This window comes from Flocculibacter collagenilyticus (assembly GCF_016469335.1).
Taxonomy (GTDB): Bacteria; Pseudomonadota; Gammaproteobacteria; order Enterobacterales; family Alteromonadaceae; genus Flocculibacter; species Flocculibacter collagenilyticus.
Genome location: NZ_CP059888.1, coordinates 1,322,604 through 1,340,664 on the forward strand (window position 1 = coordinate 1,322,604; position 18,061 = coordinate 1,340,664).

At 39.9% G+C, this 18,061-nt stretch carries 13 protein-coding genes; 6 read left to right on the forward strand and 7 right to left on the reverse strand.

Going from position 1 to position 18,061, the window contains the following annotated elements:
• Nucleotides 1-235: 235 nt before the first annotated feature.
• On the reverse strand, nt 236-1,573 hold the full coding sequence (gene astB / locus HUU81_RS05815; protein WP_199611321.1) for an N-succinylarginine dihydrolase: 1,338 nt from the start codon (nt 1,571-1,573) through the stop codon (nt 236-238).
• Between the two features lie 234 nt (nt 1,574-1,807).
• On the opposite strand from astB, the gene topA reads away from it, so the two are divergent.
• Nucleotides 1,808-4,522: a type I DNA topoisomerase gene (gene topA / locus HUU81_RS05820; RefSeq protein WP_199611322.1), complete on the forward strand. Its 2,715-nt coding sequence runs from the start codon at nt 1,808-1,810 to the stop codon at nt 4,520-4,522.
• Between the two features lie 65 nt (nt 4,523-4,587).
• Here the strand turns inward: topA and HUU81_RS05825 are convergent, their stop codons facing one another.
• The 6 genes from HUU81_RS05825 to sodB form a co-directional block, all read right to left on the reverse strand.
• Nucleotides 4,588-4,839, reverse strand: a complete 252-nt coding sequence (locus tag HUU81_RS05825; protein WP_199611323.1) for a hypothetical protein — start codon at nt 4,837-4,839, stop codon at nt 4,588-4,590.
• 34 nt (nt 4,840-4,873) lie between these two features.
• Nucleotides 4,874-6,409 carry a SpoVR family protein gene (locus HUU81_RS05830; RefSeq protein ID WP_199611324.1) on the reverse strand — a complete coding sequence of 512 codons (1,536 nt, stop codon included), beginning with the start codon at nt 6,407-6,409 and terminating at the stop codon, nt 4,874-4,876.
• A gap of 65 nt (nt 6,410-6,474) precedes the next feature.
• The gene (locus HUU81_RS05835) at nt 6,475-7,743 is read right to left on the reverse strand and encodes a YeaH/YhbH family protein (RefSeq protein WP_199611325.1); all 1,269 of its coding nucleotides are present in this window, start codon (nt 7,741-7,743) and stop codon (nt 6,475-6,477) included.
• Nucleotides 7,744-7,770: 27 nt separating this feature from the next.
• Nucleotides 7,771-9,693: a PrkA family serine protein kinase gene (locus HUU81_RS05840; protein WP_199611326.1), complete on the reverse strand. Its 1,923-nt coding sequence runs from the start codon at nt 9,691-9,693 to the stop codon at nt 7,771-7,773.
• A 228-nt stretch (nt 9,694-9,921) separates the two neighbouring features.
• Entirely contained in the window at nt 9,922-10,872 is a 951-nt protein-coding gene (gene ctlX, locus HUU81_RS05845) for a citrulline utilization hydrolase CtlX (protein WP_199611327.1), read from the reverse strand.
• Nucleotides 10,873-10,978: 106 nt separating this feature from the next.
• A complete protein-coding gene (gene sodB, locus HUU81_RS05850) occupies nt 10,979-11,563 on the reverse strand; it encodes a superoxide dismutase [Fe] (RefSeq protein ID WP_199611328.1) in 585 nt (194 codons plus the stop codon).
• A 363-nt stretch (nt 11,564-11,926) separates the two neighbouring features.
• Here sodB and HUU81_RS05855 point away from each other — a divergent pair, with 363 nt between their 5' ends.
• The 5 genes from HUU81_RS05855 (at nt 11,927) to HUU81_RS05875 (ending at nt 18,020) form a co-directional block, all read left to right on the forward strand.
• On the forward strand, nt 11,927-12,271 hold the full coding sequence (locus HUU81_RS05855; protein ID WP_199611329.1) for a Grx4 family monothiol glutaredoxin: 345 nt from the start codon (nt 11,927-11,929) through the stop codon (nt 12,269-12,271).
• Between the two features lie 170 nt (nt 12,272-12,441).
• A complete protein-coding gene (locus tag HUU81_RS05860) occupies nt 12,442-13,047 on the forward strand; it encodes a peroxiredoxin (RefSeq protein WP_199611330.1) in 606 nt (201 codons plus the stop codon).
• Nucleotides 13,048-13,779: 732 nt separating this feature from the next.
• Entirely contained in the window at nt 13,780-14,391 is a 612-nt protein-coding gene (locus HUU81_RS05865) for a cohesin domain-containing protein (protein ID WP_199611331.1), read from the forward strand.
• Nucleotides 14,392-14,542: 151 nt separating this feature from the next.
• Entirely contained in the window at nt 14,543-14,905 is a 363-nt protein-coding gene (locus HUU81_RS05870) for a dihydrolipoyllysine-residue succinyltransferase component of 2-oxoglutarate dehydrogenase complex (RefSeq protein WP_199611332.1), read from the forward strand.
• Between the two features lie 91 nt (nt 14,906-14,996).
• Nucleotides 14,997-18,020: a DUF1194 domain-containing protein gene (locus HUU81_RS05875; protein ID WP_199611333.1), complete on the forward strand. Its 3,024-nt coding sequence runs from the start codon at nt 14,997-14,999 to the stop codon at nt 18,018-18,020.
• Nucleotides 18,021-18,061 lie beyond the last annotated feature (41 nt).

The window sequence follows — 18,061 nt, forward strand, 5'->3', positions numbered from 1 at the left end:
GCTTAGCCTATTTCGCTTTTTATTTTTTTCTGCACGATATTTATTATCTACTCCCTATTGAGCCCACAATCAAATACATTAATTAAAGAGGACAAAACAAGCAGGATGAGCTGGCTTCGGGTGTTCAGTTGAAGGTAGTTCAGTCGAGAGAGTAGTTGATGATGAAAGATAATGTGTATAGATTATGAGGAAATCAACTAACGTTAAATATAACGTTAGTTGAACTTGGTTTATTTTACAGTTGAAAAGGATAAACCGAACCTAACTTCAATATCTGAGTTAATTCATCCAACGCTGTACGCGACTCAATTAATAGCTGAGGATCGCGCAAGTCATTTTCCGATAGCGCATCTCTATAATGTTTATCTACCCATGAATTAAGTGTGCTGAACAACGCTTCAGACATTAATACATTTTGATTAAGTGCGTTCTTTTCTTGTTCGGTCATTGCTACGCGTAAACGCAAGCATGCTGGGCCTCCGCCATTTCTCATACTCTGTTTTACGTCAAAGTATTTCACTTCTTTGATTGGCGTGTTCATGTTTACCAATGATTGTAGATAGGCGTGCACACGCTCATTTTCTTCACATTCAGTTGGCGCTATGATGGCCATATGTCCATCAGGTAACGTAATGACTTGAGTGTTGAACAAGTAAGTTTTTACTGCTTCTTCCACTGATACATCAGCAGTGTCAACTTTAATGAAATGCATTTGAGTATCACCCATTTTGCGCTGTATTTCATCAAGCCCTTGTTGTGTATTTAAAAATGCTTGTTCATGATAAAACAGCACGTTTTGGTTACCTACTGCAATTACGTCGTTATGAAAAACACCTTGGTCGATTACATTAGGATTTTGCTGCATATAAACAATATTATTATCATTTAATTGATGTAAGCGAGTAACAGCTTCGCAGGCTTCAAATGTATGGCGAGCGGGGAACTTAGTTGGTGCAGGCTTGCTAGCATCGAATGCATAGCGTCCAAAAACAAATAACTCTACACCCGCACCTCCGTATTCGCTACAAAAACGCGTGTGATTAGCGGCCCCTTCGTCACCAAAATGCTCGTTATCTGGTAAGTGCTGATGATGCGCGAAATGCTTTTCATCGTTAAACATCGCTTTTAAAATATTACCGCTGGTAACAGGCTCAAGTGAGCGATGGTACTTATTGGTTAAGTTAGCGGGTGTAAAATGAATTTTATTGTCAGCAGTATCGCCGCTTGGTGAAACGGTTGCCGCGTTTGCTGTCCACATGCTTGACGCAGAACAGCATGCTCTAAATACTTGTGGGGCTTTCTTAGCGGCATCTTCTAACACTTTAGCATCAGAGCCTGAAAAGCCTAAGCGACGTAGTGCAAAGATATCCGGGCGCTCTTGAGGGGCCAATACACCTTGAACCATGCCCATATCATGCAACGCTTTCATTTTTTGCAGCCCTTGTTTGGCTGCTTGGCGAGGACTTGATGATTCTTTAGCGTTACTAAGTGAGGCAACGTTACCAAAGGATAAACCTGCGTAGTTATGAGTAGGACCGACTAGGCCGTCAAAATTTGCTTCAAAGTGCTTCATTTATGGTTTTGCTCCTATTTTAAACGGCTTTTATTATTATTTTTGTTTTGCCTGTTATTTTTTGCTCTATTATTACTCTATTCATAGCGATACAAAGCAAATTAGTATACTCCTATTGTACTCGCTGATAAATGTCTGGATAATAAAATAAATATAAGCTTGTAATAGCTATTGTTCTAGTATCATATAAATATATGCAAATTTTGAATTATAAATCGGGAACTGTTGATTAACATGGGTAAATCGCTAGTTATAGTCGAGTCTCCAGCGAAAGCTAAAACGATAAATAAATATCTAGGTAAAGACTTTGTAGTGAAGTCAAGCGTCGGTCATGTTCGTGATTTACCAACTAGTGGTCAGGCTAAAAGCGGCGCTAAGGCTGCGCAAACCACTAAAGGCTTGTCTAAAGAAGAAAAAGCTGAACTGAAGAAAAAGAAAGATCAAGAAGCGCTCATTGCGCGAATGGGAATTAACCCAGACAAGCAATGGCAAGCACGTTATGAGGTGCTTCCCGGTAAAGAAAAAGTTGTCAATGAGCTGAAATCTCTAGCTGAAAATGCAGATCAAATCTATCTAGCAACGGATTTGGATAGAGAAGGAGAGGCCATCGCTTGGCACTTAAAAGAGATTATTGGTGGTGACGACGACAAATATAAACGTGTTGTATTTAATGAGATCACCAAAAAAGCCATTAACCAAGCATTCTCTACCCCTGGCGAGTTAAATATCTCGCGGGTGCATGCACAGCAAGCAAGACGTTTTCTAGACCGCGTTGTTGGTTTTATGGTCTCACCACTTTTATGGAAAAAAATTGCGCGTGGTTTGTCCGCCGGACGAGTGCAGTCAGTTGCTGTAAAGTTAGTGGTAGAACGAGAAAGAGAAATTAAAGCGTTTATTCCAGAAGAGTTTTGGGATATTCATGCTGATTTATCGCACGCCAGCAAGGCTGACTTGCGAATGATGGTGACTAAAGAGCATGGCAAAACGTTTAAGCCCGTTAATAAAGCACAAACGGATACGGCTCTAGAGACATTAAAAACAGCTGATTATGTTATTGATGCAATTGAGCAGAAGCCATCTCAAAGCAAGCCATCAGCGCCATTTATTACTTCCACTTTGCAGCAAGCGGCAAGTACCCGTCTAGGCTTTGGTGTAAAGAAAACCATGATGATGGCACAGCGTTTGTACGAAGCTGGCCATATTACGTATATGCGTACCGACTCGACTAACTTAAGCTCAGAAGCGGTAGCGTCTTGTCGTGACTATATCCAAGATAACTTTGGTGACGATTATTTACCAAAAGATCCAATTGGTTATGGTAGTAAGCAAGGTGCGCAAGAAGCGCATGAGGCAATTCGCCCATCTCACGTTGCCGTAACTGCTGGTTCATTATCCGACATGGAAAACGATGCTCAGCGTTTATATGAATTGATTTGGCGACAATTTGTTGCTTGCCAAATGACACCAGCAAAATATAACTCAACGTCGATTATTACAAAAGCAGAGCGCTTTGAATTAAAAATCAAAGGTCGCGTAGTTGTATTTGATGGTTGGACAAGAGTGCAAAAACCAAACCGTAAAAAAGGTGATGAAGAGAATTTGTTACCTGAAGTAAAAGTTGGCGATAAGCTTGAATTACAAGCACTAGATCCACAACAGCATTTTACCAAGCCGCCAGCTAGATTTAGCGAAGCGTCGTTAGTAAAAGAGCTGGAAAAAAGAGGAATTGGCCGCCCGTCAACATATGCGGCAATTATTTCAACGATTCAAGATCGTGGTTATGTTACCCAAGAAAATAAGCGCTTTTACGCTGCGAAAATGGGTGAAATAGTGACTGACCGATTAGACGAAAAGTTCTCTGATTTGATGAGCTTCGACTTCACCGCGAATATGGAAGAGCATTTAGATGATATTGCTGAAGGTGAGCTAGATTGGCGGAATGTATTAGATAATTTTTATAAAGACTTTAAGCAAAACCTCATTGAGGCCGAAAAACCAGATGAAGAAGGCGGCATGCGCCCTAATCAAATGGTCATGACCGATATTGACTGCCCAGCATGTAGCAGAAAAATGGGGATACGTACGGCTTCAACAGGTGTATTTCTAGGTTGTGAAGGGTACAACCTGCCACCGAAAGAGCGTTGTACGCAAACGCTGAATCTTGTATCGGGCGATGATGCGGTTAGTGCAAACGAAGATGAGTTAGAAACGGAAGCATTACGAAATATGCGCCGTTGTCCTCGTTGTAGTACCGCGATGGATAGCTATTTAATCGATGAAACGCGTAAATTGCATGTATGTGGTAATAACCCAGATTGCGAAGGCGTGGAAGTTGAAAAGGGCGAGTTTAAGATAAAAGGCTATGATGGACCGCTTATCGAATGTGATAAATGTGGTGCTGATATGCAACTTAAATCGGGCCGTTTTGGCAAATACTTTGGCTGTACCAATGAAGGTTGTAAAAATACCCGAAAACTGCTGAAGAGTGGCGAAGCGGCTCCACCAAAAGAAGATCCAGTTGATTTGCCAGAGTTACCATGTGAAAAGTCTGATGCGCACTTTGTGTTAAGAGACGGTGCTGCAGGTATCTTCTTAGCAGCGTCAAGTTTTCCTAAATCAAGAGAAACGCGTGCACCAAAAGTGGAAGAGTTGCAGCGTTTTAGAGATCGCATTTCACCTAAGTTTTATTATTTAGCTGATGCGCCAGCAAAGGATGATGAAGGTAACCCTAGCGTAGTTCGCTTTAGCCGTAAAACTAAAGAACAATATGTTATGACTGAAGTTGACGGTAAAGCAACGGGCTGGACGGCTAAATATATTGACGGTAAGTGGGTTGAAGAAAAACCTAAAAAAGCAGCTAAGAAAACGGCTAAAAAGAAGGCTACCACTAAAAAAGCACCTGCTAAAAAGTCCACAAAAAAGGCTGAAAGTGAAGAAAGTGAAAGTTAAACAGACGGATAGATTTTAATTTCACGAGCGGAATAAATCGAAAAGGCGACCTAAGGGTTGCTTTTTTATTTAGCGTAAACTTTACCGCCAATCATTTTATATGCCGGAGTGCCGCGAATTAAGGTATCTCTGGCAAACTGCGTATCACAGTTTGGACAAAAACAGGGGGCTAAAGTAAAGTCTTCTACAATACGTTCTTTAAAACACTTAACGAGTGCGCCTTTCCCACCTTTTCTATATTTAAACAATTGAGTAGCGCATTTTGCACAAAATACAGCGACTGTAGTTTGCGGCCCTTTTTTATTTGGTTTTGCCATTAATATTAAACATTGTGTTTCAATAGTTGGGGCATTATATATCTAACTCGTCTTGTGATGTTGGCTTTTCCGGACATCTTGCAAGTAGTTCAATATTGCCGTTGTCATTCTCATATTCTAACTTCACATCAAACCCCCAGAGTTGATGCAAATGCCTCATTACTTCGTCTTTTGATTCTGACAGTGGGATACGGTCGTGCGGCACATATCTTAATGTAAGTGAGCGGTCACCATTGACATCAACGTTATAAATTTGAATGTTCGGCTCTAAATTACTGAGGTTATATTGTTGCGATAGCTTATTACGAATTATGCGGTAGCCTTCATCGTTATGAATGGCTGAAATCTCTAAAAGCTGCTTAGTATCGTCATCTTCAACACAAAAAAACTTTAACTCGCGCATTAAGCGTGGGGATAAAAACTGGCTTATAAAGCTCTCATCTTTAAAGTTCTCCATTGCAAAGTGCATTGTATCTAGCCAGTCAGAACCAGCAAACTCTGGAAACCATCGTTTATCTTCTTCAGTTGGGTTTTCACAAATCCGACGAATATCAATCATCATATTAAAGCCCAGCGCATACGGGTTAATACCTGAATAATATGGGCTGTTATAAGGTGGTTGATAAACTACATTAGTATGACTATGTAAAAACTCTAGAATAAATTTATCAGTCACCAGTCCCTCATCATATAAATGATTCAAAATAGTGTAATGCCAAAAACAGGCCCACCCTTCATTCATCACCTGTGTTTGCTTTTGGGGATAAAAGTATTGGCTTATTTTGCGAACGATACGGATTATTTCGCGCTGCCAAGACTCTAACAGCGGCGCGTTCTTTTCAATAAAATACAGAATGTTTTCTTGTGGTTCACTGGGGAAACGCTGTTTTAATTTCTGTTTTCCTTTTTTACTTGAAGGCAATGTTTTCCATAAAGTGTTTACTTGCGATTGCATGTAATCCTCACGTTCTTTTTGGCGTTTTTGCTCTTCATGTAAAGATATTTTTTGGGGGCGTTTATAACGATCTACACCGTAATTCATTAGTGCATGACAGGAATCTATAAGTTGCTCAACAGGTTCAACACCGTGTTGCTCTTCACATTTAGCGATGTAGTTTTTGGCAAATAGTAAATAGTCGATGATGGAGCTGGCATCTGTCCATGTTTTGAATAAATAGTTTCCTTTAAAGAATGAGTTATGGCCGTAGCAGGCGTGCGCAATCACAAGCGCCTGCATAGGCATGGTATTTTCTTCCATTAAGTAAGAAATACAGGGGTCTGAATTAATCACAATTTCATAGGCTAGCCCCATTTGTCCGCGTTTGTAGCCTTGTTCAGTTTGAATAAATTTTTTGCCATACGACCAATGACTGTATCCGAGTGGCATGCCTACTGATGAATAGGCGTCCATCATTTGCTCAGAAGTAATCACTTCAATTTGATTTAAATAAGTGTCTAGTCGATAGTATTCAGCGACGCGCGCAATTTCAGTTTGATATTCTTGTAATAAAGGAAAAGTCCAGTCTGGTCCATCATCTAAAGGTGTTGTAGCAATTTTTCTTTTGGTCATAATCCCCCCAACAAGTTATTTTTAGTGCTGAGTTTAATACTAAACATAACTAGATTGACGTTTGGTTATGCTGCTTGTTTTTTAAAGAGTTCTCGGAATACTGGGTAAATATCAGCCACGCTTTGTATATGCTGAATTGCAAAATTATCATGAATACGCATTAATTTTTCATACTCTCGCCATAAGCTCTGGTGCGCACGATTAGTGATTTCAATGTAAGTGTAATAGCGCACGACGGGGAGTATTGCATTGGCTAAAATGTGTGAACAGTGAGGAGAGTCATCTGCCCAATTATCACCGTCTGATGCTTGTGCCGCATAAATATTCCATTCTGCAGGATTATATTTTTCTTTGACAATCTCATCCATTAACTTAAGTGCGCTTGAAACAATGGTGCCACCGGTTTCTTGCGAATAGAAAAACTCGTGTTCATCTACTGCTTTTGCTTGGGTGTGATGGCGAATATAAACCACTTCAATATTTTTATATGTGCGTGTTAAGAATAGGTATAGCAAAATGTAGAAACGCTTTGCCATGTCTTTGGTGGCTTGATCCATAGAGCCTGATACATCCATTAAACAAAACATGACAGCTTTGCTGGTTGGAACCGCACGACGATCAAAATTTCTAAAACGCAGATCAAAAGTGTCAATGAATGGCACTTTCGAAATTTTCGCTTCTAGTTCTTCAATCTCTTTCTGTAAGATTCGTATATCTGCTTCGTTTTCGGTAGGGCTTTTTAATAATGCTTCTAGTTCATGTTTTGCTTCATTAACACGGCGCTTTTTGCCTGCTGTCATAGCAATACGTCTAGCAAGTGAACCTTCTAATGATTTTACAATATCGATATTAGTGGGTACACCTTCAGCGCAATAACCAGCACGAACGTTTTTATACTGAATGAGTTTGTTTAACTGATTCTTTTTTAAATTGGGCAGTTCCAAGTCTTCAAACAGCAAATCTAAATATTCGTCTTTGGAAATTGAAAAAACAAAGTCGTCCTGTCCTTCACCGTCTTTACTGGCATCACCTTCGCCACCACCTCCAGCACCTCCGCCCACAGGTCGCTTTACTTTATCACCTTGAACGTATTGGTCGTTACCCGGGTGAACGAGATCTCTTTTTCCGCCCTTGCCTTGGTGAAAAATAGGTTCTGATAGGTCTCTAGTCGGAATACTAATACTTTCGCCTTTATCGACGTCGGTAACACTACGTTTGCCGACCGCGTCAGAAACTGCTTTTTTGATTTGTTTTTTATAGCGGCGTAAAAAGCGCTGTCGATTAACAGTGCTCTTTTTTTTGCCGTTTAGGCGCCGATCAATAAAATGCGTCATAATGCCTCCGCAAGTGAGCTAAGTGCTTTATTGCGATTTTCTAACGCGCAAATACCATTCTGACAACAACCTAACTTGTTTGGCTGTGTAGCCTTTTTGTACCATACGGTTAACGAAATCTTGGTGTTTTTGCTGATCTTCCACCGATGTTTTTGCATTAAATGAAATAACAGGAAGTAAATCTTCGGTATTTGAGAACATTTTTTTCTCAATAACAGTGCGCAATTTTTCGTAACTGGTCCATGTAGGATTCTTGCCATTATTATTCGCTCTTGCTCTAAGTACGAAGTTAACAATTTCATTCCTGAAATCTTTCGGGTTACTAATACCCGCAGGTTTTTCAATTTTTTCAAGTTCCGCATTTAGCGCTGCTCGGTCAAATAATTGCCCCGTTTCTGGATCGCGGTATTCTTGATCTTGAATCCAAAAATCAGCATAGATCACATAGCGGTCAAAGATGTTTTGACCATATTCTGAATACGATTCTAGGTAGGCGGTTTGAATTTCCTTACCAATAAATTCAACATACTTAGGTGTTAGATAGCCTTTAAGAAACTCTAAATAGGTTTCCTGTGTTTCTTGCGGAAATTGTTCACGCTCAATTTGTTGTTCAATCACATAGAATAAATGTACTGGGTTGGCGGCCACTTCGGCATGATCAAAATTAAAGACACGAGAAAGAATTTTAAAGGCAAAGCGGGTTGATAATCCGCTCATTCCTTCGTCCACTCCTGCAAAGTCTCGGTATTCTTGATATGACTTAGCCTTCGGGTCGGTGTCTTTTAAACTTTCGCCATTATAAACTCGCATCTTAGAATAAATTGACGAATGTTCGGGGGCTTTAAGTCGCGATAGAACAGAAAATTGAGACAAGGTTTCAAGTGTGCCTGGTGCGCATGGTGCGTTGTTTAGCTCACTGTTTTCCAACAGTTTTTCGTATATATGCTGTTCTTCAGTAATACGTAAACAATAAGGTACCTTTACAATATAAACGCGGTCTAAAAATGCTTCATTGTTTTTATTGTTACGGAACGTTTGCCATTCAGATTCATTCGAGTGCGCAAGTATGATGCCGTCGAAGGGCAGGGCAGAAAGTCCCTCAGTGCCGTTGTAGTTTCCTTCCTGAGTTGCCGTAAGCAGTGGGTGCAGCACCTTTATCGGTGCTTTGAACATTTCGACAAATTCCATTAAACCTTGGTTGGCGCGACAAAGCGCACCAGAGTAACTGTAAGCGTCTGGATCGTCTTGTGCATAATGCTCTAGCTTTCGAATATCTACTTTACCAACTAGTGAGGAGATATCTTGATTGTTTTCATCTCCTGGTTCTGTTTTGGCAATAGCGATTTGATTTAAAATAGAGGGCGTTGTTTTCACTACTTTGAACTGTGATATATCGCCATTATATTCATGCAGTCTTTTGGCTGCCCACGGCGACATAATATTTTTTAGGTAACGCTGTGGAATACCATATTCTTTCTCGAGTATTTCACCGTCTTCCAACACATCAAATAAACACAGTGGAGAGTCGTGAACTGGCGAGCCTTTAAGGCTGTATATTGGTACTTGCTGCATTAGGTATTTTAGTTTTTCAGCAAGGGATGATTTACCACCACCCACAGGACCGAGCAAGTATAGAATTTGTTTCTTCTCTTCAAGCCCTTGTGCCGAGTGCTTTAAATAAGACACGATTTGTTCGATGGATTCTTCCATGCCGTAAAACTCTGAAAAGGCAGGATAACGCGCAATTACACGATTAGAAAAGATACGGCTGAGTCGAGAGTCTTGAGAGGTATCAATCATTTCCGGATCGCCAATTGCAATCAGCAGTCGTTCTGCAGCACTGGCATAAGCGGTTCGGTCATCTTTACAAAGTTGAAGATACTCTTGAATTGAATACTCTTCTTCTTTAGCTGCTTCATATCTGGATTGATAATGCTCAAATATACTCATATCGCCCCCAAAAAAATGTTATTTAGCGCAAAATTTTTTAGTTGTTTAAAAGCATGTGGCTTTAATTTAAGCGTAGTAGGTCTTGCAGATTTTGCGTGAATAAATAGGGAATTTATTTAAGAATTTTCAATAACAAAACAGCATAAGTATACTGAAAAGTGAGTTGAAAAAAGTGCTTGGTAGGCATTAACTTTAATAATCGTGCAATCCATTGCGTATTTTTGAAAATTAACAATGAGGTAAAAATATTTCCGCCAGCATGCAGCGTGCGCTACCACCGCCAACACTTTCAATGGTTGGAATTGCAACAGGCAACAATTCTCCAAATTGACTTAATTGAGCCTTTTGCGCATCTGTGAAAGCATTGTAAGCTGTTTCAGACATAACGATAAAATCTTTATCAGTGGCATTTTTTACTTGTAATATATTTGCACAAAATTGAGACATCTGTTGTTCTGAAATAGTTATAACTTGCTTTCTTTTAGCCAGTTGTTCTAGCACCTTGCCACGAAATTCTGTGGTGATTACTTCGTCACATACTACACAAAAGCGTTCGCCTATACTGAGCATTACATTAGTATGATAAATCGGTTTTCCATTGGCGCTTGCAGTTTCAAAGGCAACCACAGTATGCCCATTTAACTTTGCATAATTCGCAAGCTGTATTGGATCGCAGCGTTCTGATAGTGCTGCATAAACTGTTGCATGCTTATGATCAAAAATAAGTACACCAGTGCCTTCTAACACGCGCTTGCTTTCTTCTGGAAGGCCAATAAAGGTTACATGCGATATTGTTTTATCATGATTTACTAATAACTGAGTGAGTTGATTATAGCGTCTTTCTAAACGACGATTTTCAGCCTTCATCGGGTACAGGTGTATACCGCCCGAAGCTGTTGTTGAAAACCAATTATTAGGAAATACTGCATCAGGTGTTCGGAGTAAATCTTGCTTATCCATCACAATGACGTGAATACCATGAGAGCGTAACAACTTCACCATGCCTTCAAACTCTTGAAGTGCTAGTTGTGTAATAGCGTTTTCTTGGCCCAATGCGGGTTTGTTTTGAAATTCATTGTCTGTAGCCGTTTCGCTGTTAAAACTAAAGTCAGTAGGTCGCACCATCAGAACGGTGTTTGTGCATTGAGGTTGATGTGCTGGACTAGTAACAATGGACATATCACAAATACCTGTTTTTAAATAATGTAGTGTGTGGTGAGTGCTAAGAATAAAAAAACGCTCTAATTGATAGAGCGTTTTTATTATTTAAATAGTTTAACTTAAATTATGCTGCAAAGTTTTTATTTGCAAAATCCCAGTTAATTAAAGACCAGAAACCTTTTAAGTAGTCAGGGCGGACGTTACGGTAATCGATGTAGTAAGCGTGTTCCCATAAGTCTACCGTCATTAGCGGTGTTACACCATCTTCTGTTAATGGTGTACCAGCATTAGAAGTATTAACAATATCTAGTGAGCCGTCAGCTAATTTAACTAACCATGTCCAGCTAGAACCAAAGTTGTTTACTGCTTTATCGTTAAATGCTTCTTTAAACGCTGCGAATGAACCCCATTTTGCATTGATAGCATCTGCTACTGCGCCAGTTGGTTCGCCGCCGCCATTCGGGCTTAAGCTATGCCAATAAAAAGTGTGGTTCCAAATTTGTGCTGCATTATTAAATACGCCACCTTCAGAAGAGCGAACGATGTCTTCTAATGACTTACCTTCAAAGTTAGTACCTTCGATTAAACCATTTAATTTAACAACATACGTATTGTGGTGTTTGCCGTAGTGGTACTCTAATGTCTCTTTTGAGATGTGTGGCTCAAGCGCTGACTTGTCATATGGTAGTGCTGGTAATTCAAAGGCCATTGTGTTTCTCCGTTGGCTTTATTTAGTGATTCAAATATGTTCGATCATTGTATTCGTTCAAGTAAATATTTTTTCAATGCTTGAACGATAGGTTTTTATACTGTGAGCATGTTGATGTAACATCAAGCGCCATCGCTTTAGTATACGTTTGATGCTAAAATCGCCCTAAGTTTATAACTTGGCCGCGATACACTCTGATTAACGGTAAAGTAATACAACGTACTCATAGTATTGAACTGTTATATACCCTAAACCATATTAGGCCGTTTTCAATATTTTCAAGGTATACCTTGTTGTATTTTTTACTATTGCTGAGTAATGTTCATGGCCTATATCTATTTTATCGGTTATTTGAGGGTTGCAATGGAAACCATTGAGAAAATTAAGCAGCAGATCGCTGAAAATTCAATTTTACTTTACATGAAAGGCTCACCTAAATTACCTAGTTGTGGTTTTTCTTCTCAAGCAGCGCAGGCGCTAATGTCATGTGGCGAGCAGTTTGCTTATGTAGACATTTTACAAAACCCTGATATCCGTGCTGAGCTACCAGCTTATGCTGATTGGCCAACATTCCCGCAGCTATGGGTTGACGGTGAGTTGATTGGCGGGTGCGATATTATCGTTGAAATGTTCCAGAAAGGTGAACTGCAAGCACTAATTAAAGAGTCAGCTGAGAAAAACGCAGCGTCTAACACAGACGCTGAATAAGACTTGTCTTTTTCTTGAGCGAGCTTCTGTTAGATATTATTAATTTTCTAACTAATGGCTTGGTTTTTTTAAATCTGGCTATATATAGTTTGTCAGCTTCTTTGCAAGCCAGAAATTTAGTGACTAAATTTCTGGCTTTTATTTATATATAAAGAAAAATGGAGATAAAAATGGGCGTATTAGTAGGCCGTCAGGCACCAGACTTTACTGCTGCAGCTGTTCTAGGTAATGGCGAAATTGTAGACTCTTATAACCTTCATGAAGCAATTAAAGGTAAAAAAGCAGTAGTATTCTTTTACCCACTAGACTTCACATTTGTATGTCCTTCAGAGCTAATCGCATTTGATAAGCGTTTTGAAGAATTCCAAAAGCGTGGTGTTGAAGTAATTGGTGTGTCTATCGACTCACAATTCTCGCACAATGCATGGAGAAACACGCCAGTAAACGAAGGTGGTATTGGCCCAGTTAAGTACACATTAGTTGCTGACGTGAAACACGAAATTTGCCAAGCATTTGATGTTGAGCACCCAGAAGCAGGCGTTGCATTCCGTGGCTCTTTCCTTATCGATGCTGAAGGTAATGTTCGTCATCAGGTAGTTAACGATTTACCATTAGGTCGTAACATTGATGAAATGCTACGCATGGTAGACGCATTAGCATTCCATGAAGAGCACGGTGAAGTTTGTCCAGCTGGCTGGCAAGAAGGCAGTGCAGGTATGGACGCATCTTCTGAAGGTGTAGCTAAGTACCTTTCTGAGCACTCAGAATCACTATAATTGTAAAATCAGAGCCTTTTAGATAGAGGCTTATTTGATTGAAAAATGCCGCTTTTTATTAGCGGCATTTTTGTATCTGTTAAAATTTAACAAATAATGTCAAGAAATTTAACGGTACAACATAGTTAAAAAGCAACATTCATTATAAATAACCAGCTATATAAATATATTAAGATCATTGAAGTCACTTTTAGTGCATTATGCGCCAAAGTAATTGTTCAAAACCAATGTTTAGTTCCTAAAAAGTGGGCAAAGTAGTTAAATTGCATTAATTTAAACAATTTCACTCGATTTACACGTCTGATTTTTTTACAAAAAACACTGCCTTCTTCGAAAAATCACAAAAAAACATTTTAAAATCAATAGTATATTTTACTGGCTTATTAATTGCCTATTTATTGCACAGTTTGGCAGTGTGGCTTATTCTTAATGTGTAATACCGCATCGCTATTCGAAATGTAATTACTTAGGTAATGACTAGGACATCTTAAGGATTGAAAGTAAACACAAGGAGGTAAACCAAAAAAACCTTTCAGGTAATTTATTTTATTATTTTGAGTATACGCCTCAATATTGGGGTTCTTGTGGTATTGCTGAAACCGCACTCGGTATCCAGCCAAATAATGAACATCAAATAATCTGTCACACATTTTGTAGTCGATAGTGGTCAATCGAAAATTGTAACAAGCAGTTGAAGCGTTGCTCTATGTGTCATCACTAGGAGATTATTGTATGTTACAAGTTAGGAAATTAATGAGCTTAATGGCTGTCTTGATAATAGGAATATCAGGCATAACTCAGAAAGCCACCGCATTTGAAATTTCAGTTCAACCCAGTGCATTAAATCCAGATATAAACGATGTTTTTCAAATAGAAATCATGGCGTTAAATCTTGGAAATGGTGCAGCACCAAGCATAGGTGCATTTGATATAGATTTTGATTTTGACTCAGCAATCCTTCAATTTAACTCATTAACTTTTGGCAATGGGTTAGATTTAGGTTTTGGCTCGTTACAAAATGATTCATTAGCTGGCGGAACAGTCAGTGTTGATGAAACCTCATTTGAGTCTGAAGCTGATCTAAATTCGTTTCAGCCTGAAGACTTTATGCTGTTTAGTATCGAATTTACTGCGTTATCAGCAGGCATTAGTGACCTGACGGTAGCAGTACAGTCTATTTCAGATGCATCTGGTTTAACATTATTAACGCCAACGGCCATTCAAAATGGCAGGGTGAATGTAAACTCTGGTGGAGGTCAAATTCCAGAGCCAACCATGCTGTATTTGTGGGGCTTAGGACTACTGATGCTAGCTTCAACTCGGTCGTATTTTCAGCGCATGTAAAAATGAAAAATGTATGATGGCGTTTAGCCTTAATTCTTAATATGTAAGTAATATAGGGCTAATCGCTGTGTGTAATGCGTTAGTATTTTACGCGTTGAAAGCAGTAATGGAATGCCTAATTGGCAAAATATCAACTCGTTCGGAGGCGAACATGGAATTCAATAAAACACTTAAATCCTCATTTATAGCAATAGGCGTACTTTCAGTTGGGCTTGTTTCTTCTTTCGTGAGTGCTGCTTCAATTAGCTTGCAGTACGATGTTAAGCAAAAAGAAGAAGGGTACGTTCAATTTGAACTTATCGCAAAAAATATATCTAACACAACGCTTTATGATGTTGAGGTGGCAACGCCCAATGGATTAACAAATACAGTGAATTATGGTGATTTAGAGGTAGGTCAAAGTGCCAGTGAGTTAGTCACATTAAGTTGGCAAGCAAACGACGAACCACCCACTTTAACATGGTCGATCACCTTTATGGATCAAAATGGAGCAACAGTGACAGAATCAAAATAATGACGAACAAAACAAAAAATAAATACCAGCTATGTAGTTAAAGTTTTTGCTGGTTTCAGGTAGGTAAATTACGCACATTAAGGAGATAAAAATGCGTATATTGTCTGGAACAGGTTTTAAAAAATACATTGGAACATTGCTCTTATGTTTGAGTGCGGTGTTTTCATTTAACACACATGCAACGACTGATCTTGTCTTCATTGTAGACGGCTCAGGTAGTATCAATTCCACAGATTGGAACATACAGCGCAATGGTATTGTCGCTGCAATTCAAGACCCTTTAGTTATTCCTCGTGATGGCTCCATTGCTATTAGTGTGGTTCAGTTTTCTGGCTCAACCAGAATTGAATTCCCCTACACATTAATAGACTCGGAAGCGGATGCACAAGCTGCAATATCAGCAGTGCAGGGCATGAGTCAGTTTAGGTCATCAACAGGTCCGGGTAATGGTATCAACGCTGCGACCAGCCATCTAACGGGTGTTGGAGCCCTAAAAGATGATTTTCAGTCATATTGTATGTCTACAGACGGTACAAGAAATACTGGGGCAACAGTAGGTGATGCCATTTCATCGGCCAAAACAGCAGCATTTGAGCTAGACCGTTACAGCGTGATAGCCATTGAAGATCCCCCATTTTTTGATGCAGGTGATGCGGCAACCCACTACGGCCCCCACGTATTTGGTGGTGGAGCAGTATTTGTAGTGAATAACTTTACTGAGTTCGCAAGCTTTATTGGTGCACTTTGTTTAGGTGAGCCACTTAAGCTGGTAGGAATGGAAGTAACACAGGTTATTCAAGATTTAGAGAATAAAGTGAAGCTAGTTGAGAAGAAAAAAACACTAGTACGTACTTATTTAGAGCCTAAAAATGGCACTGATCCTGTAAAAGCTACCGCCCGTTTAAAAGGTACTCGTGGTGGAGTAGATCTTCCGGGGTCACCACTTACAGCAAGTAACTCGGGTGGTGCGATTATCGCTAAACCAAACGCCATTAGCCGTAGAAACTTATTAACAGATAGCTTGAACTTTCAACTACCAGAGTCATGGTTAACTGGCACCATAGAGTTAGAGCTTGAAGGTGTAGGTGGCACGTTAGACTGTATGGAAAAAGCAGGACCTTCAGCGAATGACTGTAAGGCGACAGTAACGTTTAACACTGGCTCTGAGCTGGAAGTTAAATTTGTAAAAGTATCTTATACGAGTGGCGGCAGCACCATTGCAAGTTCAAACGCTGATATGAACGAGCTAGAAAAGCGCTTACTTGCCACATTCCCTACATCGAAAATTGATAGAACCACTGGCACATTGAATGCGGGAGCAGGTGTACCTGTTGATCAAAATATACTGTCGAGTTTATCTAACATGCGCTTTTTAGATTTCTGCTGGAATGTTTTTGGTTGCGACCGTTTATATTATGGCGCTATAGATCAAACAGGTTCGTTGGTTGATGTGAACGGTAATGGTAATGGTGGCCTTGCTAATGGGATCCCCGGCTCTGTGTCTACAGGGGTAATTAGAGATGGGAATAGCTATGGGCGTAATCGTCATGGGCACGAAATAGCTCACACAATGGGACGCCACCATGCTACAAATCTTGCCTTGGTTGGTGGGAATGCAACGTCTAAAAATGGTCCATGTGGCTCGGTATCTTCGCTTTCTGGTCCAGAGTTTCCGAACATTGCAACGGTAAGCGGTTCTCAACGTGCAACATTAGGCCCAATGGGCTCAGGTGATGATAAGTTAGTATTTGGTTGGGATAGTCAACGTAATAGTGTTGTAGATCCTAATCAAACATTTGAAATGATGAGTTATTGTCCAGGTTACCGCTGGCCTTCAGACTTCACGTATGAAGGGATAAGAAGCTTTATCAACTCTACATTTTCACCTGCAAGTGTAAATGATAAAAATGCGTTTGCTAAACGTGCTCAAGTAAAGCATGCCGCGCTTATGTCAGCGAAGGCCTCAACAGCAGCATTAGTAGATTGGATGTTAATTCGCGGTATTATTGATATTGATTTAGATACAGTGGTATTTGATGCGATTAATCATTTTCAAATTGATTCTTCAATTACGCCGCCAAGCTTACCAGGAAGTGATTATCACTTGATCATTAAGGATGTAACGGGGGCGGAATTAAATCGCATTCCATTTACACCTATGTTGCTTGAGTCTGATTCTGAAAATGGTGGTGGTAGTTCAGCAAACACGAAAGCACTGTTTTTAATTCCTGTAATGGCAGATCCTGCGATTTGGACGTTTGAAATTGAAAAACAACCGTCAGGTCCAGTGATTGGCTCATTAACCTCAAGCGATAATCCACCTGTTGTTGAAGTTACTTTTCCGAATGGAGGAGAAATTCTTAATCCGCCAAGCACCACATTTATGTGGACGGGCAGTGATGCAGACGGGGATAGCTTACTATATACCGTACAATTCTCACCTGATGCTGGAGCAACTTGGGAAACGATTGCGACGGATTATGTCGGCACCAGCTTAGAGGTTGATTTAGGTGACTTAGGTAAAACATCAGATGGCTTATTACGAGTGCAAGCAAGCGAGGGCTTTAATGTTGCGCAAGATGATTCAGATGGCACATTCGTGACACCGAATACACCGCCTACGTGTGACATAACTACTCCATTTGATAATGCGTCGTTTATAGGTGTTCAGCCAATTGCGTTAGAAGCGTTCGCGCATGATGCTGAAGACGAATCAATTACCAACGTACAGTGGACCAGTAACTTAGACGGTAATATTGGCAACGGTTTAAGTTTAATTACTGAGCTGGGTACAGGCACGGTTAATGGTATAAAACGCCTACGAGAAGGAAGCCATACAATCACCATGACATGTACCGACGCTGGTGGTTTATCATCAACTGATACAGTTGATATCACTCTAAGTCTTACTCAGCCTCAAATTAAAGGCGATGCCGATAATGATGGTGACTTAGATAAAAATGATATTAACCTAATTCGTCAAGACTTAGGTAAGCCAGTTGATGGCAGTGCTTGTGGTGCAAAATGTGATATGAATGACGACTTAGTTATCAACGCATTAGATATGCGTTTAGTTGCGTTGTCATGTACTCGTCCAAGTTGTGCAGTTGAGTAAAATATTGCTAATTTAGCAACATTAAGTTATATCAACTAAGG

Excerpts from the sequence above, each read along its gene's own strand:
- HUU81_RS05865 (WP_199611331.1), top strand. The coding sequence starts at position 13,780 with ATGTTACAAGTTAGGAAATTAATGAGCTTAATGGCTGTCTTGATAATA.
- HUU81_RS05825 (WP_199611323.1), bottom strand. The coding sequence starts at position 4,839 with ATGGCAAAACCAAATAAAAAAGGGCCGCAAACTACAGTCGCTGTATTT.
- HUU81_RS05875 (WP_199611333.1), top strand. The coding sequence starts at position 14,997 with ATGCGTATATTGTCTGGAACAGGTTTTAAAAAATACATTGGAACATTG.
- HUU81_RS05870 (WP_199611332.1), top strand. The coding sequence starts at position 14,543 with ATGGAATTCAATAAAACACTTAAATCCTCATTTATAGCAATAGGCGTA.
- sodB (WP_199611328.1), bottom strand. The coding sequence starts at position 11,563 with ATGGCCTTTGAATTACCAGCACTACCATATGACAAGTCAGCGCTTGAG.
- HUU81_RS05830 (WP_199611324.1), bottom strand. The coding sequence starts at position 6,409 with ATGACCAAAAGAAAAATTGCTACAACACCTTTAGATGATGGACCAGAC.
- HUU81_RS05840 (WP_199611326.1), bottom strand. The coding sequence starts at position 9,693 with ATGAGTATATTTGAGCATTATCAATCCAGATATGAAGCAGCTAAAGAA.
- astB (WP_199611321.1), bottom strand. The coding sequence starts at position 1,573 with ATGAAGCACTTTGAAGCAAATTTTGACGGCCTAGTCGGTCCTACTCAT.
- HUU81_RS05855 (WP_199611329.1), top strand. The coding sequence starts at position 11,927 with ATGGAAACCATTGAGAAAATTAAGCAGCAGATCGCTGAAAATTCAATT.
- HUU81_RS05860 (WP_199611330.1), top strand. The coding sequence starts at position 12,442 with ATGGGCGTATTAGTAGGCCGTCAGGCACCAGACTTTACTGCTGCAGCT.
- topA (WP_199611322.1), top strand. The coding sequence starts at position 1,808 with ATGGGTAAATCGCTAGTTATAGTCGAGTCTCCAGCGAAAGCTAAAACG.
- HUU81_RS05835 (WP_199611325.1), bottom strand. The coding sequence starts at position 7,743 with ATGACGCATTTTATTGATCGGCGCCTAAACGGCAAAAAAAAGAGCACT.
- ctlX (WP_199611327.1), bottom strand. The coding sequence starts at position 10,872 with ATGTCCATTGTTACTAGTCCAGCACATCAACCTCAATGCACAAACACC.